We start from the raw sequence: 18977 nt of genomic DNA, 5'->3' as shown, positions 1-18977 counted from the left end.
GTGATCACCGCGCTCAGGCGGTGGTGCCGATGCGCTGCAGGCGGTAGCTGCCGTCGAGCACGCCGTTGACCCAGTCCTGGTTGTCCAGGTACCAGTCCACGGTGAAGCCGATGCCCTGCTCGAAGGTGTACTTCGGCTCCCAGCCCAGCTGGTCCTTGAGCTTGGAGGCATCGATCGCGTAGCGGCGGTCATGGCCGGGGCGGTCGGTCACGTAGGTGATCTGGCTGGCGCGCGGCTGGCCATCCTCACGCGGGCGGCGTGCATCGAGCAGTGCGCAGATCGCCTGCACCACTTCGATGTTCTGCTTCTCGGAGTTGCCGCCGACGTTGTAGGTCTCACCGATCTGGCCCTTGGCCAGCACGGTGCGGATCGCTTCGCAGTGGTCGCTGACGAACAGCCAGTCGCGCACCTGCTTGCCATCGCCGTAGACCGGCAGCGGTTCGCCGGCCAGGGCCTTGGCGATCACCAGCGGGATCAGCTTCTCGGGGAAGTGGTACGGGCCGTAGTTGTTGGAGCAGTTGGTGGTCAGCACCGGCAGCCCGTAGGTGTGGTGGAACGCGCGCACCAGATGGTCCGAGGCCGCCTTGGACGCCGAGTACGGCGAGTTGGGCGCATACGGGGTGGTCTCGCTGAACTTGCCGGTCTCGCCGAGGGTGCCGTAGACCTCATCGGTGGAGACGTGCAGGAAGCGGAACGCCTGGCCCTTGTCGTCCGGCAGCGCCTTCCAGTAATCGCGTACGGCTTCCAGCAGCGCCAGGGTGCCCACCACGTTGGTCTGGATGAACGCGCCCGGGCCGTCGATGGAACGGTCCACGTGGCTTTCGGCGGCGAAGTTCAGCACTGCGTCGGGCTGGTGCTCGGCCAGCAGGCGCGAGACCAGCGCCTGGTCGCCGATGTCGCCCTCGACAAACACGTGGTCCGGGTTGCCGTCCAGCGAGGCCAGCGTCTTGAGGTTGCCCGCGTAGGTCAGCGCATCGAGATTGATGACGCGCACGCCTTTGGCGACCGCTTCGAGGACAAAGTTACCGCCAATGAATCCGGCTCCGCCGGTGACAAGCCATGTGGGCACTACCCGTTCTCCTGTTCGATGTGCGTGCAGGGGCCTGGTGGCGCCCCGACTCAGCGCCACAGGATACATGGCGGCCGTCTTCACGACTGCCCGTGCAGCGTGAACAGTCGGCGTTTTCCGTCGATTTCATGACGCGCTGCAGCATAACCATACGCATTCGCATGGTGCCCTTGCGCCAGTTAGAATCGCTGTCCCACCCCCGAACCGGTTGCTAGTCAAAGAACCGGACGTTCTCCCGTTATTGAAGGATCCAGCACCAGATGAAAATCCTCGTCGCGTACAAGCGCGTGGTGGACTACAACGTCCGCATTCAGGTCAAGCCGGACGGTTCCGGCGTGGTCACCGACGGCGTCAAGCTGTCCCCCAACCCGTTCGATGAAATCGCCCTGGAAGAAGCGCTGCGCCTGCGCGACAAGGGCATCGCCACCGAGGTCGTGGTCGCCACGATCGCACCGGCCGATGCCCAGGCGCACCTGCGCAACGGCCTGGCCATGGGCGCCAACCGCGCCATCCATGTCGTGACCGACCAGGCGATCCAGCCGCTGACCGCCGCCCGCACCCTGCTCAAGCTGGTCGAGAAGGAACAGCCGGACCTGGTGATCCTGGGCAAGCAGGCCATCGACGACGACGCCAACCAGACCGGCCAGATGCTGGCCACGCTGTGGGGGCGCCCGCAGGCGACCTTCGCCAGCAAGCTGGACATTGCCGACGGCAAGGCCACGGTCACCCGTGAAGTCGACGCCGGCCTGGAAACGCTGGAAGTCGACCTGCCGGCCGTGGTCACCACCGACCTGCGCCTGAACGAGCCGCGCTTCATCAAGCTGCCCGACATCATGAAGGCCAAGGCGAAGCCGTTGGAAACCCTGCAGCTGGCCGACCTCGGCGTGGACGCCGCCGATACCTTCAAGACCACCCAGTACGCCGCGCCGGTCAAGCGCAGCAAGGGCGTGATGGTCAAGGACGCGGCCGAACTGGTCGCCGCACTCAAGCAGAAGGGGTTGCTGTAATGACCAAGATCCTCGTTGTCGCTGAACACCACGACGGCAAGCTCAACGCCGCCACCGCCAAGACCGTAAGTGCGGCCGCCGCGATCAGCGGCGCCAGCATCGACGTGCTGGTGCTGGCCGCGGATCCGGCCGCCGTAGCCGCCGAGGCCGCGCAGCTGGCGGGCGTGGCCAAGGTACTGACCGTGGCCAACGCCGCCAACGCGCAGGCGCTCGCCCAGGTGCTGGCCCCGCAGATCGCGAAGCTGGCCACCGGCTACACCCACGTGTTCGGCCCCTCGACCACCTTCGGCAAGGACCTGATGCCGTGCGTGGCCGCCCTGCTGGGCGTCAACCAGGTCTCGGACCTGATGACCGTCGAAGGCAGCCACAGCTTCAAGCGCCCGATCTACGCCGGCAACGCGATCATCACCGTGGAGGTCCCGGCCGACCAGATCGTCGTGGCCACCGTGCGTGCCGCCTCCTGGCCGGAAGCAGCCAAGGGCGGCAGCGCCAGCGTGGAAGCGGCCAGCGTCGATGCGACCCTGCCGAGCCACACCCGCTTCATCGGCCTCGCCGCCGGTGCCACCGACCGCCCGGACCTGCAGAGCGCCAAGCGCGTGGTCTCCGGCGGCCGTGGCGTGGGCTCGGAAGAGAACTTCAAGGTGATCTTCCAGCTGGCCGACAAGCTCGGTGCCGCGGTCGGTGCCTCCCGCGCCGCCGTGGACGCCGGCTATGTGCCGAGCGACCTGCAGGTCGGCCAGACCGGCAAGATCATCTCGCCGGAGCTGTACGTGGCCGTCGGCATCAGCGGTGCCATCCAGCACCTGACCGGCATCAAGGACGCGGGCACCATCGTGGCGATCAACAAGGATCCGGATTCGCCGATCTTCGAGATCGCCGATATCGGCCTGGTGGGGGATCTGTTCACCCTGCTGCCGGAGCTGGAAGCGGCGCTGGGCTGAGCCCGACCCGCAGGGCGTGATGGCCTCGGCCCTCACGCCCTGCCTCTTTCCGCGGGCCGTCCAGGCCGCGTAAGGTAAGCCCCCCGGGTGGCCGCAGCGCTGCCACCGGCCGCCCAGCATGGACGTGATTCGATATGCCCGTACCTTTCCGCCACTGCCTACCGAACGGGGACCTGCGATGATCGTCGGTTCGGGACTGGTGGCGCGTGCATTCGCGCCCCTGTTCGCAGACGACGCCAGAACCGTCATTTTCGCCTCCGGGGTGTCCAACTCCAGCGAAACAGACCCGGCCGCCTTCGCACGCGAGCGTGCAATGCTGGCGCAGTACCTGGCCGGCGACATCACCCGGCTGGTCTATTTCGGCAGCTGCAATGTGGTCAACCCGCTGCAGGACTCGCCCTATTTCCGGCACAAACGTGCCATGGAAGCACTGGTCGCCGCGCATCCGGCCGGTATCGTGCTGCGGCTTCCACAGGTGGTCGGGCATACCCGCAATCCGAACACGCTCACCAACTTCCTGCGAGACCGCATCCTGGCTGGCGATCCGCTGACCGTCTGGACACGCGCCTGCCGCAATCTGATCGATATCGACGACGTCGTCCGCATCGCCGCGCAACTGCTCTCCGGCGCTGGGCCGGTGCCCAAGGTGGCCTCGATCGCTTCCCCATGGTCGCTGCCGATGACGGAGATCGTCGGCCTGTTCGAATCCGTGCTTGGACGCCGCGCGCAGATCATCGCGGTGGACCGGGGCGAGGAGATGCTGATTGATACCGCGCTGGCCGAGCGCACGGCGCGCGACATCGGGCTGGATTTTGGTCCAGACTACCCTCTCCGCGTGATCCACAAGTACTACGGCCAGCCCCATGAATCCTGAAATCTCCGTCGTCATACCTGTCTATGGCAGCGCCGGCATCCTGCCGAACCTGGTGGCCAGACTGGAGGAGACACTGTTCCCGGCGTTTGGGGACGGCGGCTTTGAAGTCATTCTGGTGCATGACGCCGGCCCCGATGACGCCTGGTCCGTCATCGTGCAGCAGGCCCAGGCACGCCCTTGGCTGCGTGGCTTGGATCTACGACGAAACGCAGGGCAGCACAATGCGATCATGGCGGGACTGGGCATAGCGCGCGGCCGATACATCGTGACGATGGACGACGACCTCCAGCACGATCCTGCCGACATTCCTCGGATCGTCGCCAAACTACGTGAAGGCGCAGACCTGTGCTACGCGCAGTTCCCGGAAAAGCAGCACGCGCTATGGAAGCGGCTCGGCAGCCGCTTCAACGACATGGTTGCCGCGCGCCTGCTCAAGAAGCCAAAGGGCCTGTACCTCTCTCCGTTTCGGGGATTCGTCCGCGAACTCGGTGAAGAGGCGCGGAGGTACAACGGTCCTTTCGTCTACCTTGATGGACTGCTGATCCAAAGCACCAGCCACAAACGCATCGCAACCGTCATCGCGCAGCATCATGCACGCGGGGATGGGCAGTCCGGTTACAGCCTGAGCAAGTCCATCTCGCTGTGGTTGCAGATGGCCACCAGCTTCTCGATCGTTCCGCTGAGGTTTGTATCCCTCGCAGGTATCGTGGCCTCGTGCATCGCCTTTCTGCTTGCGATCGTCGTCCTGTGGCAGAAACTGCACTCCCCTCAGGTTGCTGTCGGGTGGCCCTCGCTGATCATCACCATCCTCTTCATGGGTGGTCTGCAGTTGTTGGCGTTGGGTGCGATTGGCGAGTACACCGGCAGAATCCTGCTGAACATCAATAATCGCCCTCAGTACATCATTGGCGAAACCGCCAATGTGGATGACGCGCCGGAGAGCTGACCGCGCTGACGTTGCCGGCGGAACGTCGTCACTGCGCCCCTGGAGACCAAGCAGGTCATCCGCTCATGCCTCAGGGGCTTCCCTCGGGCAGCCGGCCTCAGCCGGCCTGCATTCGGCGACCCAGCCAGACATAGGTCAAGCGGCGCGCATGGGCCATCAAGCGAGCCTTGAGATTCCCCACGCGAAGCGTCAGGCCTGGCAACAAAGTGGGATCTGCCGCAGCCAACGCGTTGTGGAATGCGATAGCCTGATTCGCCTGTTCATGCATCAGACGCACGCTCCACTGCCCGGCGTTGATCCTGAAACTGGCCAGGCTTTCGCGTAACGCCACCATGTCTCCCTGCAGCATCACGCTGGTGTAGCTTGCCTGATCGATGAGGTAGGGGTGACTGTTGTCCCATCCGCTGGCAGGCAGCAGCTCGCGCCGGAACATCACGCACCCGGGCTCGCCGAACAGATTTGTTCCGGCCATTACTGAAGCGCGCACGGCGTCACGGCCCGAGACCAGGCCATTGAGCGTGCCGAGCCCCCGGGCACCGATCACCACCTTTCCCTGCGCGTCGATGAGATCTCGCTTACAGGCGACGAACACCGCAGAAGGGTGGGCATCAAGCGCGGCGACCTGCTTGCTGAGCGCATCCGGTGCGATGAGGTCGTCACCACACACCAGCTTCAACAGCTCACCACGTGCGGCCTGCGTTACCCGGTCCCAGTTGGCCTTGGCACCGCCGCCTGGCGGGGTCGGTGACAGAACACGTACGCGCGGGTGCTCGGCATACTGCGCCAACAGTGTCTCGGTTCCATCAGCGGATGAATGATCGGCAATGACCAGTTCGTAATCCTGATAGTCCTGCGCCAGGATTGAATCCAGGGTCTGCTGCAGGTAGTCCGCATTCTTGTAGGCAGGTACAACGACCGACACTCGAGGAGTCATCAACGTTCCTCCTTGGAACCAGGCTCCGGGCGTCGCCGGAACGAGAAATACTTGTGACCGACATAATTGAAGATCACCACGACCACCGTGATGAGGATCTGTGTCGGAATGGGGGGCAGACCCAGCACATCCGCGAGGAGTGCCAGGGCTGCCATGTTGATCATCAGACTGCCGAGGTTGACACTGGCGAAGCGGGCGAAGTCACGCCAAGCATGACCCGATACCCGGAACACCAAACGGCGATAGACGAAAAACACCAGCACCAGTGACACAACCCATGCGATCACCAGGCTGGTCACGGAGGGAACGCCGGGGCCAAACAGCAGCACCAAGCCCGCGAACAACGCCGTGCTGAACGCTGTATTTGCTCCACCGACGATCAGGAAGAGGACGCGCTGATCCTTGAAGAAGCGTTGCAGTGGACCGGGAGCGCCCGATCCAGCAAGCGGCGAGCGCTCACCGTTCACTGCTGTCCACCCACGGGCAGCCCGGCAAAGTAATCGGCAAAGCCGGCAGGTCGGCGGATGATGACGCTATGCTTCCCCGCCGCCGGCAATGCGAATGCAGTCTGGAAGCCATTCACGGCCACCCCTGGTCGAACGTCGCCATCGACGATGGCATACCACCTGCCGTCGCTGTCTTCGTTCAACACCAGCAAGGCGGGACCACTGGTCTCCACCATCGCCTGCAACATCACTGCCGAGTTATGCCAGGCAGCGACCGGACGGGCCGAGAATTTCCCTTCGCCGAGCGTCGTCTGCCCTACCCCCAGTCTCTCCACCGCCCTGGGGGTGGCATAGATGTGATCGACCTGAGCGCCGTCCGCTGCCTGAAGCGATGCAGAAGGCGAAGGGACGACCGCCAGGCCACCCTCCGCAAGGAAGAGACGAGGCAGCGCTGCGGGATCGTCGCGGAGCGCGTAGCGATCATCAATGGCGAGCGCGCCCTCGGTCCCTGCCGCAACCACCGTGTAACGGACGCCATACAAATGGGCCACCGCGGGCTTGGGGAAGTAAAGCAGTTCGAACTTTGAACGCCGCTGTGGATTCAGGTCCCCGCGGATCCCCCGGGCTCCGAGATTGGCCAGCTGGTGGCCAAGGATTTTGAAATCAGGCAGCGTCTCGCTGACGGCGACGCGGTAGTTCTCCGGACTCTCCAGGGCTGCGAACACCGTCGCCATCGAATGCCGTTGTTCTATCCGTTCGCCCCGCACGATCATCGATTGCCCCAGGCTCGGCGTCTTGGCAACGACAATCGGTACTGCAGCCGAGACAATGACAACCAAGCTCAGCAGCGCCTTGTTGACCGCGACACCTCTGCTGGCCGACCACCACAGCAGCGCAGCGCCCAGCAACACGGGGATTATCTGCCAATAGAACTCGCCACTGACCAACACACCCAGCAAGGCCATGACGACAATGGTCGCTGCCGCGATCTCGGGCCACCAGATCCACTGACGCTGCTGCTTGCGGCGGATCAACGAGACAAGCCGCTGCAGACACAGCGCACCCACCGGAAGAGCCAGCATGACGACGTACAGCGACCACCAGTTTACTTCGCGCACCTTGTTGGCAATCGGCAACAGATACAGCAGCCAGCCGAACGCAGCAAAGCAGAAGATGGCACTGATTGCGATTGATGCAAGCAAGGCAGTCATCAGCGGCCTCGTCCTGAACAACCATGGATAGGACAGACAGGCCAGTGCAATGGGAGCGCCCAGATAAAGGTTGCCCACCACCATGCTGTACTGATGAGCGAATGCGAAGGGTGCAAAAACAGCCTTCCACCCCAGCCCATGGGCCGTCAACGCGGACAGGGGCAGCTTGTCCTTTCCGCTGATGTCCCGACCATCACCCAGCCACCGGATCGAATCGCTATGGAAGTCCATCACCCCGGACAGGTAGGGGTAACAAGCGACGACGATCACCGCCGCGGCCAACGCAAGTGACGCATAGATGGGACGAAGGTGGACGTGAGCTTTCTGCCACCCCCGCTGCCTCAGCACGACAACGCTGTAAACCGCTCCGACAATTGCCGAGCCAACGAATGCCAGCACCAGATTCTGCGCTGGCTGTGCATAGATAAGAAGCGTCACCGAGGCCGCAAGGCCGATGGCCGCCACGGGCGCCCAACCTCGCTGGTAGATCCGCGCCTGGAAGAACAGTATCCACGGCAACCATGCCAGTGAAGCCGAAATGGGCGGCCACACTCCAACGCTCTGGAACGCAGGCAGGAAAGGAGCGACGAGGCCGACGGAGATTGCCAGCAGCTGCCGCAGGCCCAGGCAACGCCCGAGCAGATAGCTGCCGACGCCGTAGATTCCCATGTGGAGAAAGAAAACCAGCTTCAGGCGATCCAGCGTATCCAGAATCGTTGAATCACTGCCCAGCCAGTTGAAATACAACGGATACAAGGGATGAAAACTCGGGCTGCCCCAGTACGACAAGCCTGCAACCAGACCGGAGTCGTACATGCCGGCAAACAGCCCGTGCTCACCTATCGATCGGCTGATGTCGAAGTACATCGGTACAAGCACGTCGTCGGCGTCCGGACCATGCAGGATCGCGATGCCCGAGAACCTTGCGACAGCAACCACCAGTACGATCACCGCCACCGTCGCCGCACCCATGAGGTTGCGCGTCGCCTTGTTCATGCCATTTTTTACTCCTGTCACATCAATTCCTGACTAATCGTCAGCCATCACAGCGCGACGTCGCATACCCCGGCCAGCCAATGCGCCCAGAATGGCTACAAGCGCGGCTCGACGGCTGCGGACAGTACACGCCAAAGAGCGTCGTGCGAGTAGAAGCTCCGGATGAACATCCGTTCTGCATCAGAGACCTGCTGCCAAGCCTCGTCATCGCGCAGCAGTTTGACAATATGGGCGGCCATTTCCTCAGCCGCATCACCTACCGGCATGAAAGAAGACGCAGCGCCGAGGCCCTGCATGCCGATCGAGGTGGTGACACAGGGGAGACCATGCTGCAGGCTTTCCAGCACTTTCCCCTTCACACCACCGCCGAAACGCAGCGGGGCCACCGCGACGCGTGCGTGCTGGTATCGCTGGGTCAGGACCTGATCGCTGACGTAACCGGTGACTTCGATATGCGCCGATGCCATCGCCAGGACCTCCGGCCGCGGATTGGAGCCGACCAGGCTCAACCGGACGCCGGGGACCTCACGGTGGACCAGCGGAAGGACCTCGCGAACGAACCACAACGCCGCATCGACGTTGGGCGCGTGAGCGAAACCGGCAACAAAGAGGATGCCCTCGCGGCCCTCCGGCCCGGCCATATCAGCCTCGGGCACAGGGTCATACGCGTACAGCGGAATGGTCTCCGCACGGATGTCGACACCCGGCTCATGCTCGGCCAGCCAACGGCGGACGTGGGCCGTTTCATCAGTGGATGGATACAGCACCACGTCTGCCTGCTTCCACAGACCGTGTTCAAAATCACGGAAGCGGCGAGTCTCTTCTTCGAGTTCACGATCCGGATGCAGCGCCAGCTGCTGCTGCATGCGCAGGTGATGGATATCGTGCCCGTAGTAGACAACCTTCGCACGGCTGTGCCGGCGTACGCTGCCCACCAGGTCGGCGGAGATATGCGGCCGGTTCAGCACCACCGCATCAAGGTAGTTGCCGTGTTCGGTCAGCCATGCGTCGAAGCGACCGACGTACTCCGAGCCGCACAGCACCTCAACGCCGAGCTGTTGCAGCGGCGGGGTATAGATCGGGTCCTGGTACGCATTGGCGGGCCAGAACGACACCTGGCACCCTTGGCGGACGAGGGTCTCGATCACCTGCCAGGTCGCCCGTGATCCCGCATCGCGGTCCGGCTGCGGTACGTAATGGTCCACGACCAGCACGTGTCGGCGGTTGCGGGAGCGGTCGCGCGCCAGGAACACATCCTGGGCGTTCGGGAACTGTTCGTCGCGCAGCGTGTTTTCCCAGCGTGCCAGGAACTTCTCGCGGTTGATCGCCTGGAACGCCTTCACGCCGGTCGTTTCATCGGTGCCGCTGGACAGACCTTCGTAATGGACGACAACCGATGCCGGCTGGAGATAGACCTTCAATCCCTGTTCGCGGATCCGGAAGGCAAGATCGGTATCTTCATAGTAGGCCGGTACATAGCGCTCATCGAAGCCACCCAGCGTCCGGAACAAGGTCGCCGGCAGCATGATCGACGCACCCGAGACGTAGTCGACTTCCTTCAGGTAGGAATACGCCGATCTGCCGGGAACATCCAGACGGCCGAAATTCCAGGCACTGCCGTCGGCCCAGACAATGCCACCGGCCTCCTGCAGCCGCCCGTCCGGATAGACGAGTTTGGAGCCGACCATGCCGGCGTCCGGATGGGTCCGGAAGACCTGCACCAGTGCGTCCAGCCAGCCAGGCGTCACTTCGGTGTCGTTGTTGAGAAGGTAAATGAACTCGCCCTTGGCCAAGGTCAAGGACTGATTGCATGACAGCAGGAAGCCGAGGTTCGTCGGGTTATCGTGGAACCGCAGGCCCGGAATCCGGGCGAGCTTCTTGATGTCCTGATCGCCGGAAGCATCCTCCAGGACCAGCACCTCGAAGGAAACATCCGCACCGGCACGGGCGATCGATGCGATGCAGGCCAGGCTCTGTTCGTAGTTGCCGTAGGTGGGGATGACGATGCTGACCACCGGCGCCTCGACTGACTCGAAGCGGAGGTCCTGCAGCGCCTGGTCGGGATTCTGGAGAATCTGATCCAGCTTGAGCCCCTCCACCGGAACCACGACAGCGTCCCGGCGACGCATCAAGAACCGCTTGATCGTCGGCACCAAGGGCGCGAGCAGGCGATGCCGTGCCAGGCCAGTGGCACGCAGCGAATTCAACACGGCATCGCTGTCACCCCGCACGACACGGGACAGGAACCGCAGCGGCCGTGTGACTTTCCACGATTTCGACTGCAACAACGTGCTGGTGAATGCCTGCAGCGACGACAACTCACCACGATAGCGCTGCACGACGTCGGCCAGTTCCTGTTCGCGCCGATGATCGGCCGCCAGGTCCGCGGCGGGTGATTCACTGGACACTCCCCCCGCCGAGGCCATCAACAGCCCGATATCAAGGTGATGCTTGTGGAGGTCATCCCGTGCGCTGCCCAAGAGATTGGACAGATCGACTTCCAGCTGGATTTTCGCTTCCCACAACGCCGCGATGGCGCCTTCGAGCCGGCGGGCATGATCGCGCTCGACGCTCAGCACATTCTGCGCGTGCGCCAGGTTACGCTCGAGGACTTCGGCATGATGCTGCTTTTGCTGAAGCTCAATCCCCCGTGAGTTCATCAATTGACGCTGATGTTCGAGCTCGCCTGCGAGGCTCTCGACAGTCTGTCGCTGCTGCTCGAATTCTCCTGCGAGCTTCTCCAACGCGTTCTGCTGCTGTAACAGGTGCCCGTGCAACGACCCGACCTCGGCCTGCTCGCGCTGCACGTGACCGCGCAACGACGCGATCTCCGCATCCTGCGCCTTCGCCCACCGGGCCACTTCATGATGATGGTTGTAAAGATCTTCGCCTTCGGCATACAGCACCGAGGCAGGCAGCACCGGGATCAGCCCACGGTCTGCCGCGGCGATGGCCACGAAGTAGACCGCCGCCGGCATGTGCGCCACGCGCTGCTCCACGCGTTCGCCGGTATCGGCCAACGCCTGGAACACCTGCTGTTCCGGCGCGCCATCCAGGGGCGTGATGGTCGAGCAGACCGCCATGCGGTGACCGGACAGTTCCACCGCCGGGAAGTACTTCTCCAGCAGGGCCTGGAACTCATTGAGATAGAGTTCCTTGACGTGATAATCGTTGTGGTAACCGGCCTGGTCGGAGTAGACCTCCTTGTTCGGCGAGGACATGACCAGAATGCCGTCCGGGCGCAGCACGCGCCGGATCTCGGCCATCATTTCATCCTGCTCCAGCAGGTGCTCGATGGTCTCGAAGGACACCACGACATCCACGCTGTCATCGGCAAGCGGAATGGCCGCTGCCGAACCCTGCAGATACTGCAGGTTGCCAAGCGCGGCATACCGTTCGGCGGCATGATTCACTGCATCGTGGGAAATATCCACGCCGCGCACCGAGCGCGCTTTGGAGGCCAGCATGGCGCTGCCATAGCCTTCGCCACTGGCGACATCGAGCACGTCCTTGCCTTCCACCAGCGGCAGGCACCACGCATAGCGATGCAGGTGCTCCTGCCTGATCACGCCGTGCTCAGTGGGCACAAAGCGCTCGCCGGTAAACTCGATCATCGCGACTCCTTGGAAACTTCAATGGACAGCATCGGCAACCCGATCAGGCCGAACCGCATGGTTTCATCCAGCGCGCGAAACTCCAGCGCGTCGTGGATCCAATGCTGCTGTGTATGGTCGTGCTGGTCGCCGGAGGCCACGGCAACATCGACCATGTAGGAACCGGACGGCATGATCGGCATCCGGAAGACGAATGCCCCTACCACGGTCTCGCCTGCCTCGCCGGACACGGGCGCGTCCTTGCAGGCGAAGTAACTGTTGTCACCGAACAGGCGCTGGCCCAGTCGGTCCTTCACGTAGAAGCCGACGATCAGGTTGTCCAGGGTTTCGCGCAGGGCGACCCGCACCTCCAGGCGCACCAGCTCGCCTCCTTCCAGGATCGACAGCGGCGTGCCTTCGGCATCGGTCATGCGCACATCGACAATGCGCGCACCGTCCGCGCCGAACTCCTGCCCGACATTGTCCGGATCGAACTCGAACAACGCGATGCGATTCTGCACGCCCGCTTCATTGAAGGCGTCCTGGCGGAAATCGGCATGATCGGTCGACAACCGGCGGGGCTTCTTCTTCGCCGCCACGACGATGTCTTCGGACCCTGCCTCGCGCCGGCCGACGACGTGCTGTTCGGTCATGTAGGCCTCGACCACCTCCTGCGAGGTCCCGGCCAGGCGCATCTTGCCGTTCTCCAGCCATACCGCGTTCTCGCAGAGGTTGGTGACGGCCGCGGCATCGTGGCTCACGAACAGCAGGGTGCCGTGTTTCTGGAACTCGCGCAGGAAGCGCATGCACTTCTGCGAGAAGAACGCATCACCGACCGCAAGCGCCTCATCGATGATCAGGATGTCCGCATCCACGTGGGCGATCACCGCGAACGCCAGGCGCACGGACATGCCACTGGAGTAACTGCGCACCGGCTGATCGATGAACTCGCCGATGTCGGCGAACGCCAGGATGCTCTGCATCCGCTGCTCGATCTGATCGCGTCGCAGCCCAAGGATGGTCGCGTTGAGCAGCACGTTCTCACGCCCGGTGAATTCCGGGTTGAAGCCGCTGCCCAGTTCCAGCAGGGCGGCGACCCGTCCCTTCACCGAAATATGGCCTTCGGTGGGGTTCAAGGTGCCGGCGATCATCTGCAGCAGGGTCGACTTGCCCGACCCGTTGCGGCCAACGATACCCACGGTCTGGCCGCGGCGGATCGAGAAGCTGACGCCGCGCAGCGCCCAGAAGTCCTTGTAGAACGACTTGCGCTTGCCGGCCAGCGCCTGCCACAGGCGATGCGAGGGCCGCTCGTACATGTGGTACGCCTTGCCGACGCCCTGGACCTCGATGACGGTTTCTGCCGCAGTGACTTCAGAGGACATCGGCAAACCCCACGCGCAGCTTGGTGAAAATGCGATGTCCGATGAATGCGACCACGCACGCGATCACCGTGTAGATCGCCAGTCCTGTCCAATCCGGCAGGCGGCCCCAGATCACCACTTCACGCACCTGGTTGATGATGAAGGTCAGTGGATTCAGTTCAAACACGATGCGATAACTCTCCGGCACCGATTCCACCGGAATGATCGCCGAGGAAAGGAACAACATGGCGGTTGCGACGACGCCGGCAATCTGCCCGATGTCGCGCAGGTACACGCCCAGCGCTGATACCGCCCAGCCGACGCCAACGGTCAGGATCACCAAGGGCGCCAGCACCAGCGGCAACAGCAGCGCAGTGGCGTGGATATTGCCTTTCAGGCACAGATACAGAATCAGCAATACCACCATGTTCATGGCGAGGTGGAACAGCGCGGAGAACGTCATGCTCCACACCAGGATATCCAGCGGGAACACCACGCGTTTCACATAACCGGTATTGCCGACGATCAACTGCGGCGCGCGGATGAAGCACTCGGCAAAAAACCCATGGACGGTCAAGCCGGCAAACAGGATCAGCGCGAAATCAGTCGTCGAACCACTCGAGCCTGGCCAGCGCCCCTTCATCACGAAGCCGAACGCCAGCGTGTAGACCAGCAACATCAGGAACGGACTGATCAACGACCACAACAGGCCGAAGCTCGCGCCACGATACCGGCCCAGCACTTCACGCTGGGTCAGTTCGTAGGCAAGCGAGCGGTTCTTTCCGAATACCGACAGGATGCCCATCTCAAGCGGCCTCGGTACCCAGCGCCCGCTCCAGATCCACCTGCAGATCCCCCAACTCCTCAACCCCCACGCTCAGCCGCACCAGCGCATCGCTGATGCCCAGCTTCTCGCGGCGCTCGACCGGGATCGAGGCATGCGTCATCACCGCAGGATGGTTGACCAGGCTTTCCACGCCCCCCAGCGACTCGGCCAGGGTGAACAGTTCGGTCTTCTCGCAGAAACGCTTGGCCGCCTCGAAACCGCCCTTGAGCACGATCGAAACAATGCCGCCGTAGCCATTCATCTGGCGGGTCGCCAGTTCATGCTGCGGGTGCGAGGTCAGGCCAGGGTAGATGACCTTCTCGACGGCCGGGTGCTTTTCCAGCCACTGGGCCAGGGCCAGCGCGTTGGCGCAGTGTGCCTTCATGCGCAGCGGCAGGGTCTTCAGGCCGCGCAGGGCCAGGAAGCTGTCGAACGGCCCCTGCACGGCGCCGATGGAGTTCTGCAGGAAGGCCATCTGCTCGGCCAGTTCGGCGTTGTCACCGACCACCACCATGCCGCCGACCATGTCCGAGTGCCCGTTGAGGTACTTGGTGGCCGAGTGCAGGACCAGGTCCGCGCCCTGCTCCAGCGGGCGCTGCAGCATCGGCGAGGCGAAGGTGTTGTCGACCACCACCAGCAGGTTGTGGCGCTTGGCGATCGCAGCGACTGCGGCGATGTCCACGATCTTCAGCATCGGGTTGGTCGGGGTCTCGATCCAGACCATCTTCGTCTGCGGGGTGATCGAGGCCTCGAACGCGGCCAGGTCGGTCAGGTCGACGAAGCTGAACTGCAGGCCGGCGGTGCGCTTACGCACGCGCTCGAACAGGCGGAAGGTGCCGCCATAGATGTCGTCCATCGCCACCACGTGGCTGCCGGCATCCAGCAGCTCCATCACCGTGGAGCTGGCGGCCATGCCCGAGGCGAACGCGTAACCGCGGCTACCGCCTTCCAGGGAGGCCACGCAACGCTCGTAGGCGAAGCGGGTGGGATTGTGGGTACGCGAGTACTCGAAGCCCTGGTGCTCGCCGGGGCTGGACTGGGCGTAGGTGGAGGTCGCATAGATCGGCGGCATCACCGCGCCGGTGCTCGGATCCGGCGATTGGCCGCCGTGGATGGCCAGGGTAGCCAGGGCGAGCGAACGGTCGCCGTGCCCGGAAGAAGCGTGATCGGACATGTTGTTTCCCAGCAAGAGGAGCCCCCATGGGGGGCCCCGCAAAAGGAGCGGAAGTCTATCAGCGGTGGCTTAATCGGCCGTTGACGCGGATAAACATGGGTTCATTGCGACACAGACGCTTACTGTACGCGCCGGCGCAGGTAGTTCAGCAGGTCGATGCGGGTGATCAGGCCGAGGAAGTTGGCGCCATCCATGACGATGGCGACCTGGCCACGGTCGAACACCGGCAGCAGGGCCTCGATCGGGGATTTCACGTCCAGGCGGTCCAGCTTGCTGACCATCGCGGTGGCGACCGGGTCGCGGAAGCGGGCTTCGTCGCCGTACACATGCAGCAGGACGTCGCTTTCATCCACGATGCCGACCAGCTGGTCGCCGTCCATCACCGGCAGCTGCGACACGTCGTACAGCTTCATGCGCTGGTAGGCGGTGGTGAGCAGGTCGTTCGGGCCGATCACGACAGTATCGCGCTGGCCGTACGGGCGCAGGATCAGGTCGCGCAGGTCGCCGCTCTGCGGGCGCTCCAGGAAGCCGTTGTCCAGCATCCAGTAGTCGTTGTACATCTTGGACAGGTACTTGTTGCCGGTGTCGCAGACCAGCACCAGCACCTTCTTCGGGGTGGTCTGCTCTTTGCAGTACTTCAGCGCCGCGGCCAGCAGGGTACCGGTGGACGAGCCGCCGAGGATGCCTTCCTTGCCCAGCAGCTCGCGCGCGGTATGGAAGCTCTCGGCATCGCTGATCGCGTAGGCCTTGGTGACGCGGCTGAAATCGGCGATCGAGGGCAGGAAGTCCTCGCCGATGCCTTCCACCAGCCAGCTGCCCGACTTGTCGTTGAGCACGCCGTCATTGATGTACTCGGCGAGGATCGAGCCGACCGGGTCGGCCAGGACCAGTTCGGTCTTCGGCGAGAGGGTGGAGAAGGCGCGCGACAGGCCGGTCATGGTGCCGGAGCTGCCACAGCCGAACACGATCGCGTCCAGGTCGCCGTCCATCTGCGCCAGGATTTCCGGGCCGGTGCCGAACTCATGCGCGGCCGGGTTGTCCGGATTGCCGAACTGGTTGATGAAGTACGCGCCGGGGGTTTCCTCGGCCACGCGCTTGGCCATGTCCTGGTAGTACTCGGGGTGCCCCTTGGCCACATCCGAACGGGTCAGGCGCACTTCGGCGCCCATCGCCTTGAGGTTGAAGATCTTCTCGCGGCTCATCTTGTCCGGCACGACCAGGATCAGCTTGTAGCCCTTCTGCTGGGCGACCAGCGCCAGGCCCAGGCCGGTGTTGCCGGCGGTGCCCTCGACCAGGGTCGCGCCCGGCTTGAGGTCGCCACGCTGCTCGGCGGCTTCGATCATCGACAGGCCGATGCGGTCCTTGATCGATCCTCCGGGATTGGCACTCTCGAGCTTCAGGTAAAGCTCGCAGACACCGGTATCCAGGCGCTGGGCCTTGACGATCGGGGTCTGGCCAATGAGTTCGAGTACGGAGGAGTGGATTGCCATCGGATCACATCGATTCGCGCCGCAATGCGGCCGGACCGGTGATTATCCGACGGTTGGCGGCGAAAGTCAGGTTGCCGCGTTCATCAAGCGGCGCGGACGGCACCGGTCGACGAGGAGACCGGAACCGCCCGCGACGTAGGGCAGCAAGGGGGGTCAGTGCACGGGGGAGGCGTACATCCGTTCCAGTTTCTGCTTGGCCAGCAGCTTTTCACGCTTCATCTGTCCCAGGGTGAGGCTGTCTATCGGAAGCACACCCAGCTCGGCATCCATGCACTTCTTGTTCAACTTCTGGTGCCGTTCGTAGAGCGCCTTGAATTCAGGATCCTGCTTGCGCCGTGCGTCGATATCGCTCTGGGGCTGACCTTCAAACATGATGAACCTCCTATCGCTTCTGCAGAAACAAGAACGCCCCGGCCTGACGGCACGGGGCGCTGCTTGGGGCGGAGTGCCGGACAACCCTGACCTGCGAACCCGCAGCGGCGGCCAGTAGAGACTGGACCTCGGACTGCTGTGATTCGTGGCGCTGGTGCATTGCCGGCCCTCCTATCGTCCGGGACGCGGAAGGCGACCCGGACAACTGACCCTACGCTTGCTTCGGGGCCGGTTCAACCCTTTCAAACGATATCGTCGACCCCGCCTAAGCGGGGTTCAGGCTGAACGCGCAGAACAACGAAAATTAAACAAAAACAACCAGTTGCGTCATGACCCCCGCGCATGACGCAGCACCGGTCCGGCATCAGGGCGCGATGATGACCTCGGCCGAGCGGGCCTTGGTCGCGGCGGCCTTCTTGCCGCTGACCTGCAGCCGGCTGGCACTGACACCAGCCGCCACGAGCGCATCGCGCAGGGCCTCGGCGCGCTGCTGGCCGACACCGGCCGCGGCGTCGTATGCCTCGATCCGGACCCGGCCCTTCTTGCCGATGTTCAGGTACTCGGCCAAGGCCTTGGCCTGGCCCTTGGCACCGCCGGACAGGCTGCCCTTGCCCGCCGCGAAAGCATCGCCGTTGAAGGTGAACACTTCGCCGCGGCTGTCGAACTTGGAGCCCGGCAGCTTGCTGCCCGCCACCAGCTCGGCTTCCTCACGGGCCAGCTTGGCCGCGTTCTGCTGGGCGGCGCTCAGTCGCGCGGTCTGCTTGCCAGCCACGCTGGTCAGCGCGGTTTCGGCATCCTGGCGGGCCAGCGCTTCCTGCTCGGCCGCCTGGCGCAGGCGCTCGCTTTCCTCGGCCTGGATCTGGGCCTGCACGCGCAGGCGCTCGGCTTCCTGGCGGGCACGCTGGGCATCGCGGCGGCTGGCTTCGATCAGCAGCTCGCTGCGGGTACGTTCAAGCTGATCCACCTCACGCTGGGCCAGCGCGGCACGGACACTGGTCTCGGCGATCTCGACCCGGCGCTCGGCCAGGTAACGGGCCTGGTCCTGGTCGCGGCGCTTGGCCTTGGCCAGATCGGCCACGGCCTGCTGGGCCTGCAAGCGCTCGAAGGCGGCCAGCTGGGCCGCATCCGGGTTGGACTGGATCGCCATCAGACGCTGGGTCAGCTGGGCCACGGCCGGGTCATCGGCGGCCTGGACCATCAGCGGCAGGCTGAGGCTGGCGGCCAGCAGCAGGCAGGGCATGCGCATCTTGGTGGACATCATCAGCGGTCTTCCCCGGTGGCCAACTGGCGCTGCAGCTGGCTGACTTCATTGCGGCGCAGCTGCAGCTGCGCGGTGGCGGTGGCTTCTTCGCTGCGGGCGCGGGCCAGGTCGGCATCGACCGTGGCGCGAACGGCCAGTATCGGCGCGTTCTTGCGCTCGCGGCGGTCGCCAGCGGCACGCTGGGCCTGCTCCAGACCCTGGCGGGCCACGGCGATCAGGTCCGGGGCGTACTGGTCGGCATCGGCCTGGGTGGCCTTGTCGACCGCCTGCTGGGCCTGCATCAGCTCCAGGGCGCCATCCTGCGCTTGTGCGGCACCAGAGAGCGCGAATGCGCACACCGTCACATACAGGGCCCGTCGTATTTGTGCGAAGCTAGGTTTCATTGGGGGTGCCGTCGCCAGAAGTTGTGTGCACGGCCATTGTCGGAAGCCTGCGGTGCGCTTGCAATGGCAAGCCGCTGATTGTTGGGGAAACAT

General features: G+C 64.0%; 16 protein-coding genes. 4 read left to right on the top strand and 12 right to left on the bottom strand.

Annotated elements, in window-relative coordinates; genetic code table 11:
* Positions 1 to 13 precede the first annotated feature (13 nt).
* On the bottom strand, positions 14 to 1069 hold the full coding sequence (gene rfbB, locus ABE571_RS10540; RefSeq protein WP_346462899.1) for a dTDP-glucose 4,6-dehydratase: 1056 nt from the start codon (positions 1067 to 1069) through the stop codon (positions 14 to 16).
* A 260-nt stretch (positions 1070 to 1329) separates the two neighbouring features.
* Between rfbB and ABE571_RS10535 the strand changes: the two genes are divergently transcribed.
* From ABE571_RS10535 to ABE571_RS10520, 4 genes are all read left to right on the top strand, one after another.
* Positions 1330 to 2076, top strand: a complete 747-nt coding sequence (locus tag ABE571_RS10535) for an electron transfer flavoprotein subunit beta/FixA family protein (protein ID WP_121042567.1) — start codon at positions 1330 to 1332, stop codon at positions 2074 to 2076.
* Positions 2076 to 3017 (top strand): electron transfer flavoprotein subunit alpha/FixB family protein, encoded by a 942-nt coding sequence (locus ABE571_RS10530; RefSeq protein WP_346466142.1) that lies wholly within the window; start codon positions 2076 to 2078, stop codon positions 3015 to 3017. Before ABE571_RS10535 ends, ABE571_RS10530 begins: the two co-directional genes overlap by 1 nt.
* A gap of 178 nt (positions 3018 to 3195) precedes the next feature.
* Complete coding sequence (locus ABE571_RS10525; protein ID WP_346466141.1) at positions 3196 to 3891, top strand: NAD-dependent epimerase/dehydratase family protein; 696 nt, start codon at positions 3196 to 3198, stop codon at positions 3889 to 3891.
* Entirely contained in the window at positions 3881 to 4837 is a 957-nt protein-coding gene (locus ABE571_RS10520) for a glycosyltransferase family 2 protein (protein ID WP_346481403.1), read from the top strand. Before ABE571_RS10525 ends, ABE571_RS10520 begins: the two co-directional genes overlap by 11 nt.
* A 97-nt stretch (positions 4838 to 4934) precedes the next feature.
* On the opposite strand, the gene ABE571_RS10515 is transcribed toward ABE571_RS10520, so the two are convergent.
* The 11 genes from ABE571_RS10515 to ABE571_RS10465 all read right to left on the bottom strand — a co-directional run bounded on the left by ABE571_RS10515 (position 4935) and on the right by ABE571_RS10465 (position 18884).
* On the bottom strand, positions 4935 to 5771 hold the full coding sequence (locus ABE571_RS10515) for a glycosyltransferase family A protein (RefSeq protein WP_346481402.1): 837 nt from the start codon (positions 5769 to 5771) through the stop codon (positions 4935 to 4937).
* On the bottom strand, positions 5771 to 6238 hold the full coding sequence (locus tag ABE571_RS10510; RefSeq protein WP_346481401.1) for a GtrA family protein: 468 nt from the start codon (positions 6236 to 6238) through the stop codon (positions 5771 to 5773). Before ABE571_RS10510 ends, ABE571_RS10515 begins: the two co-directional genes overlap by 1 nt.
* Positions 6235 to 8424, bottom strand: a complete 2190-nt coding sequence (locus tag ABE571_RS10505) for a hypothetical protein (RefSeq protein ID WP_346493678.1) — start codon at positions 8422 to 8424, stop codon at positions 6235 to 6237. The genes ABE571_RS10510 and ABE571_RS10505 overlap by 4 nt, the downstream gene beginning before the upstream one ends.
* Positions 8425 to 8519: 95 nt before the next feature.
* The gene (locus ABE571_RS10500) at positions 8520 to 11945 is read right to left on the bottom strand and encodes a glycosyltransferase (RefSeq protein WP_346493677.1); all 3426 of its coding nucleotides are present in this window, start codon (positions 11943 to 11945) and stop codon (positions 8520 to 8522) included.
* Between the two features lie 89 nt (positions 11946 to 12034).
* The gene (locus tag ABE571_RS10495) at positions 12035 to 13399 is read right to left on the bottom strand and encodes an ABC transporter ATP-binding protein (protein ID WP_346466137.1); all 1365 of its coding nucleotides are present in this window, start codon (positions 13397 to 13399) and stop codon (positions 12035 to 12037) included.
* Positions 13389 to 14183 (bottom strand): ABC transporter permease, encoded by a 795-nt coding sequence (locus tag ABE571_RS10490; RefSeq protein WP_319206731.1) that lies wholly within the window; start codon positions 14181 to 14183, stop codon positions 13389 to 13391. Before ABE571_RS10490 ends, ABE571_RS10495 begins: the two co-directional genes overlap by 11 nt.
* Position 14184: 1 nt before the next feature.
* Entirely contained in the window at positions 14185 to 15378 is a 1194-nt protein-coding gene (locus tag ABE571_RS10485; protein ID WP_346462907.1) for a cystathionine gamma-synthase, read from the bottom strand.
* A gap of 119 nt (positions 15379 to 15497) precedes the next feature.
* Positions 15498 to 16868 (bottom strand): pyridoxal-phosphate dependent enzyme, encoded by a 1371-nt coding sequence (locus ABE571_RS10480; RefSeq protein WP_102788976.1) that lies wholly within the window; start codon positions 16866 to 16868, stop codon positions 15498 to 15500.
* Positions 16869 to 17021: 153 nt separating this feature from the next.
* Entirely contained in the window at positions 17022 to 17240 is a 219-nt protein-coding gene (locus ABE571_RS10475; RefSeq protein ID WP_019182593.1) for a YdcH family protein, read from the bottom strand.
* Positions 17241 to 17604: 364 nt separating this feature from the next.
* Entirely contained in the window at positions 17605 to 18486 is an 882-nt protein-coding gene (locus ABE571_RS10470) for a hypothetical protein (protein ID WP_167390370.1), read from the bottom strand.
* Between the two features lie 14 nt (positions 18487 to 18500).
* Positions 18501 to 18884, bottom strand: coding sequence for a DUF4398 domain-containing protein (locus tag ABE571_RS10465; RefSeq protein WP_167390367.1), 384 nt, complete (start codon positions 18882 to 18884; stop codon positions 18501 to 18503).
* Positions 18885 to 18977 lie beyond the last annotated feature (93 nt).

Source organism: Stenotrophomonas sp. TWI273, from assembly GCF_039674765.1.
GTDB lineage: Bacteria > Pseudomonadota > Gammaproteobacteria > Xanthomonadales > Xanthomonadaceae > Stenotrophomonas.
Note: the sequence above shows the minus strand (reverse complement) of the source record. Positions and strands in the feature narration are given on the sequence as shown.

What these genes read in the sequence shown, in the direction of transcription:
- ABE571_RS10515 (WP_346481402.1), bottom strand. Translation starts at nt 5,771, where the DNA reads ATGACTCCTCGAGTGTCGGTCGTTGTACCTGCCTACAAGAATGCGGAC.
- ABE571_RS10480 (WP_102788976.1), bottom strand. Translation starts at nt 16,868, where the DNA reads ATGGCAATCCACTCCTCCGTACTCGAACTCATTGGCCAGACCCCGATC.
- ABE571_RS10495 (WP_346466137.1), bottom strand. Translation starts at nt 13,399, where the DNA reads ATGTCCTCTGAAGTCACTGCGGCAGAAACCGTCATCGAGGTCCAGGGC.
- ABE571_RS10525 (WP_346466141.1), top strand. Translation starts at nt 3,196, where the DNA reads ATGATCGTCGGTTCGGGACTGGTGGCGCGTGCATTCGCGCCCCTGTTC.
- ABE571_RS10465 (WP_167390367.1), bottom strand. Translation starts at nt 18,884, where the DNA reads ATGAAACCTAGCTTCGCACAAATACGACGGGCCCTGTATGTGACGGTG.
- ABE571_RS10475 (WP_019182593.1), bottom strand. Translation starts at nt 17,240, where the DNA reads ATGTTTGAAGGTCAGCCCCAGAGCGATATCGACGCACGGCGCAAGCAG.
- ABE571_RS10535 (WP_121042567.1), top strand. Translation starts at nt 1,330, where the DNA reads ATGAAAATCCTCGTCGCGTACAAGCGCGTGGTGGACTACAACGTCCGC.
- ABE571_RS10470 (WP_167390370.1), bottom strand. Translation starts at nt 18,486, where the DNA reads ATGCGCATGCCCTGCCTGCTGCTGGCCGCCAGCCTCAGCCTGCCGCTG.
- ABE571_RS10490 (WP_319206731.1), bottom strand. Translation starts at nt 14,183, where the DNA reads ATGGGCATCCTGTCGGTATTCGGAAAGAACCGCTCGCTTGCCTACGAA.
- ABE571_RS10530 (WP_346466142.1), top strand. Translation starts at nt 2,076, where the DNA reads ATGACCAAGATCCTCGTTGTCGCTGAACACCACGACGGCAAGCTCAAC.
- ABE571_RS10505 (WP_346493678.1), bottom strand. Translation starts at nt 8,424, where the DNA reads ATGAACAAGGCGACGCGCAACCTCATGGGTGCGGCGACGGTGGCGGTG.
- ABE571_RS10520 (WP_346481403.1), top strand. Translation starts at nt 3,881, where the DNA reads ATGAATCCTGAAATCTCCGTCGTCATACCTGTCTATGGCAGCGCCGGC.
- ABE571_RS10485 (WP_346462907.1), bottom strand. Translation starts at nt 15,378, where the DNA reads ATGTCCGATCACGCTTCTTCCGGGCACGGCGACCGTTCGCTCGCCCTG.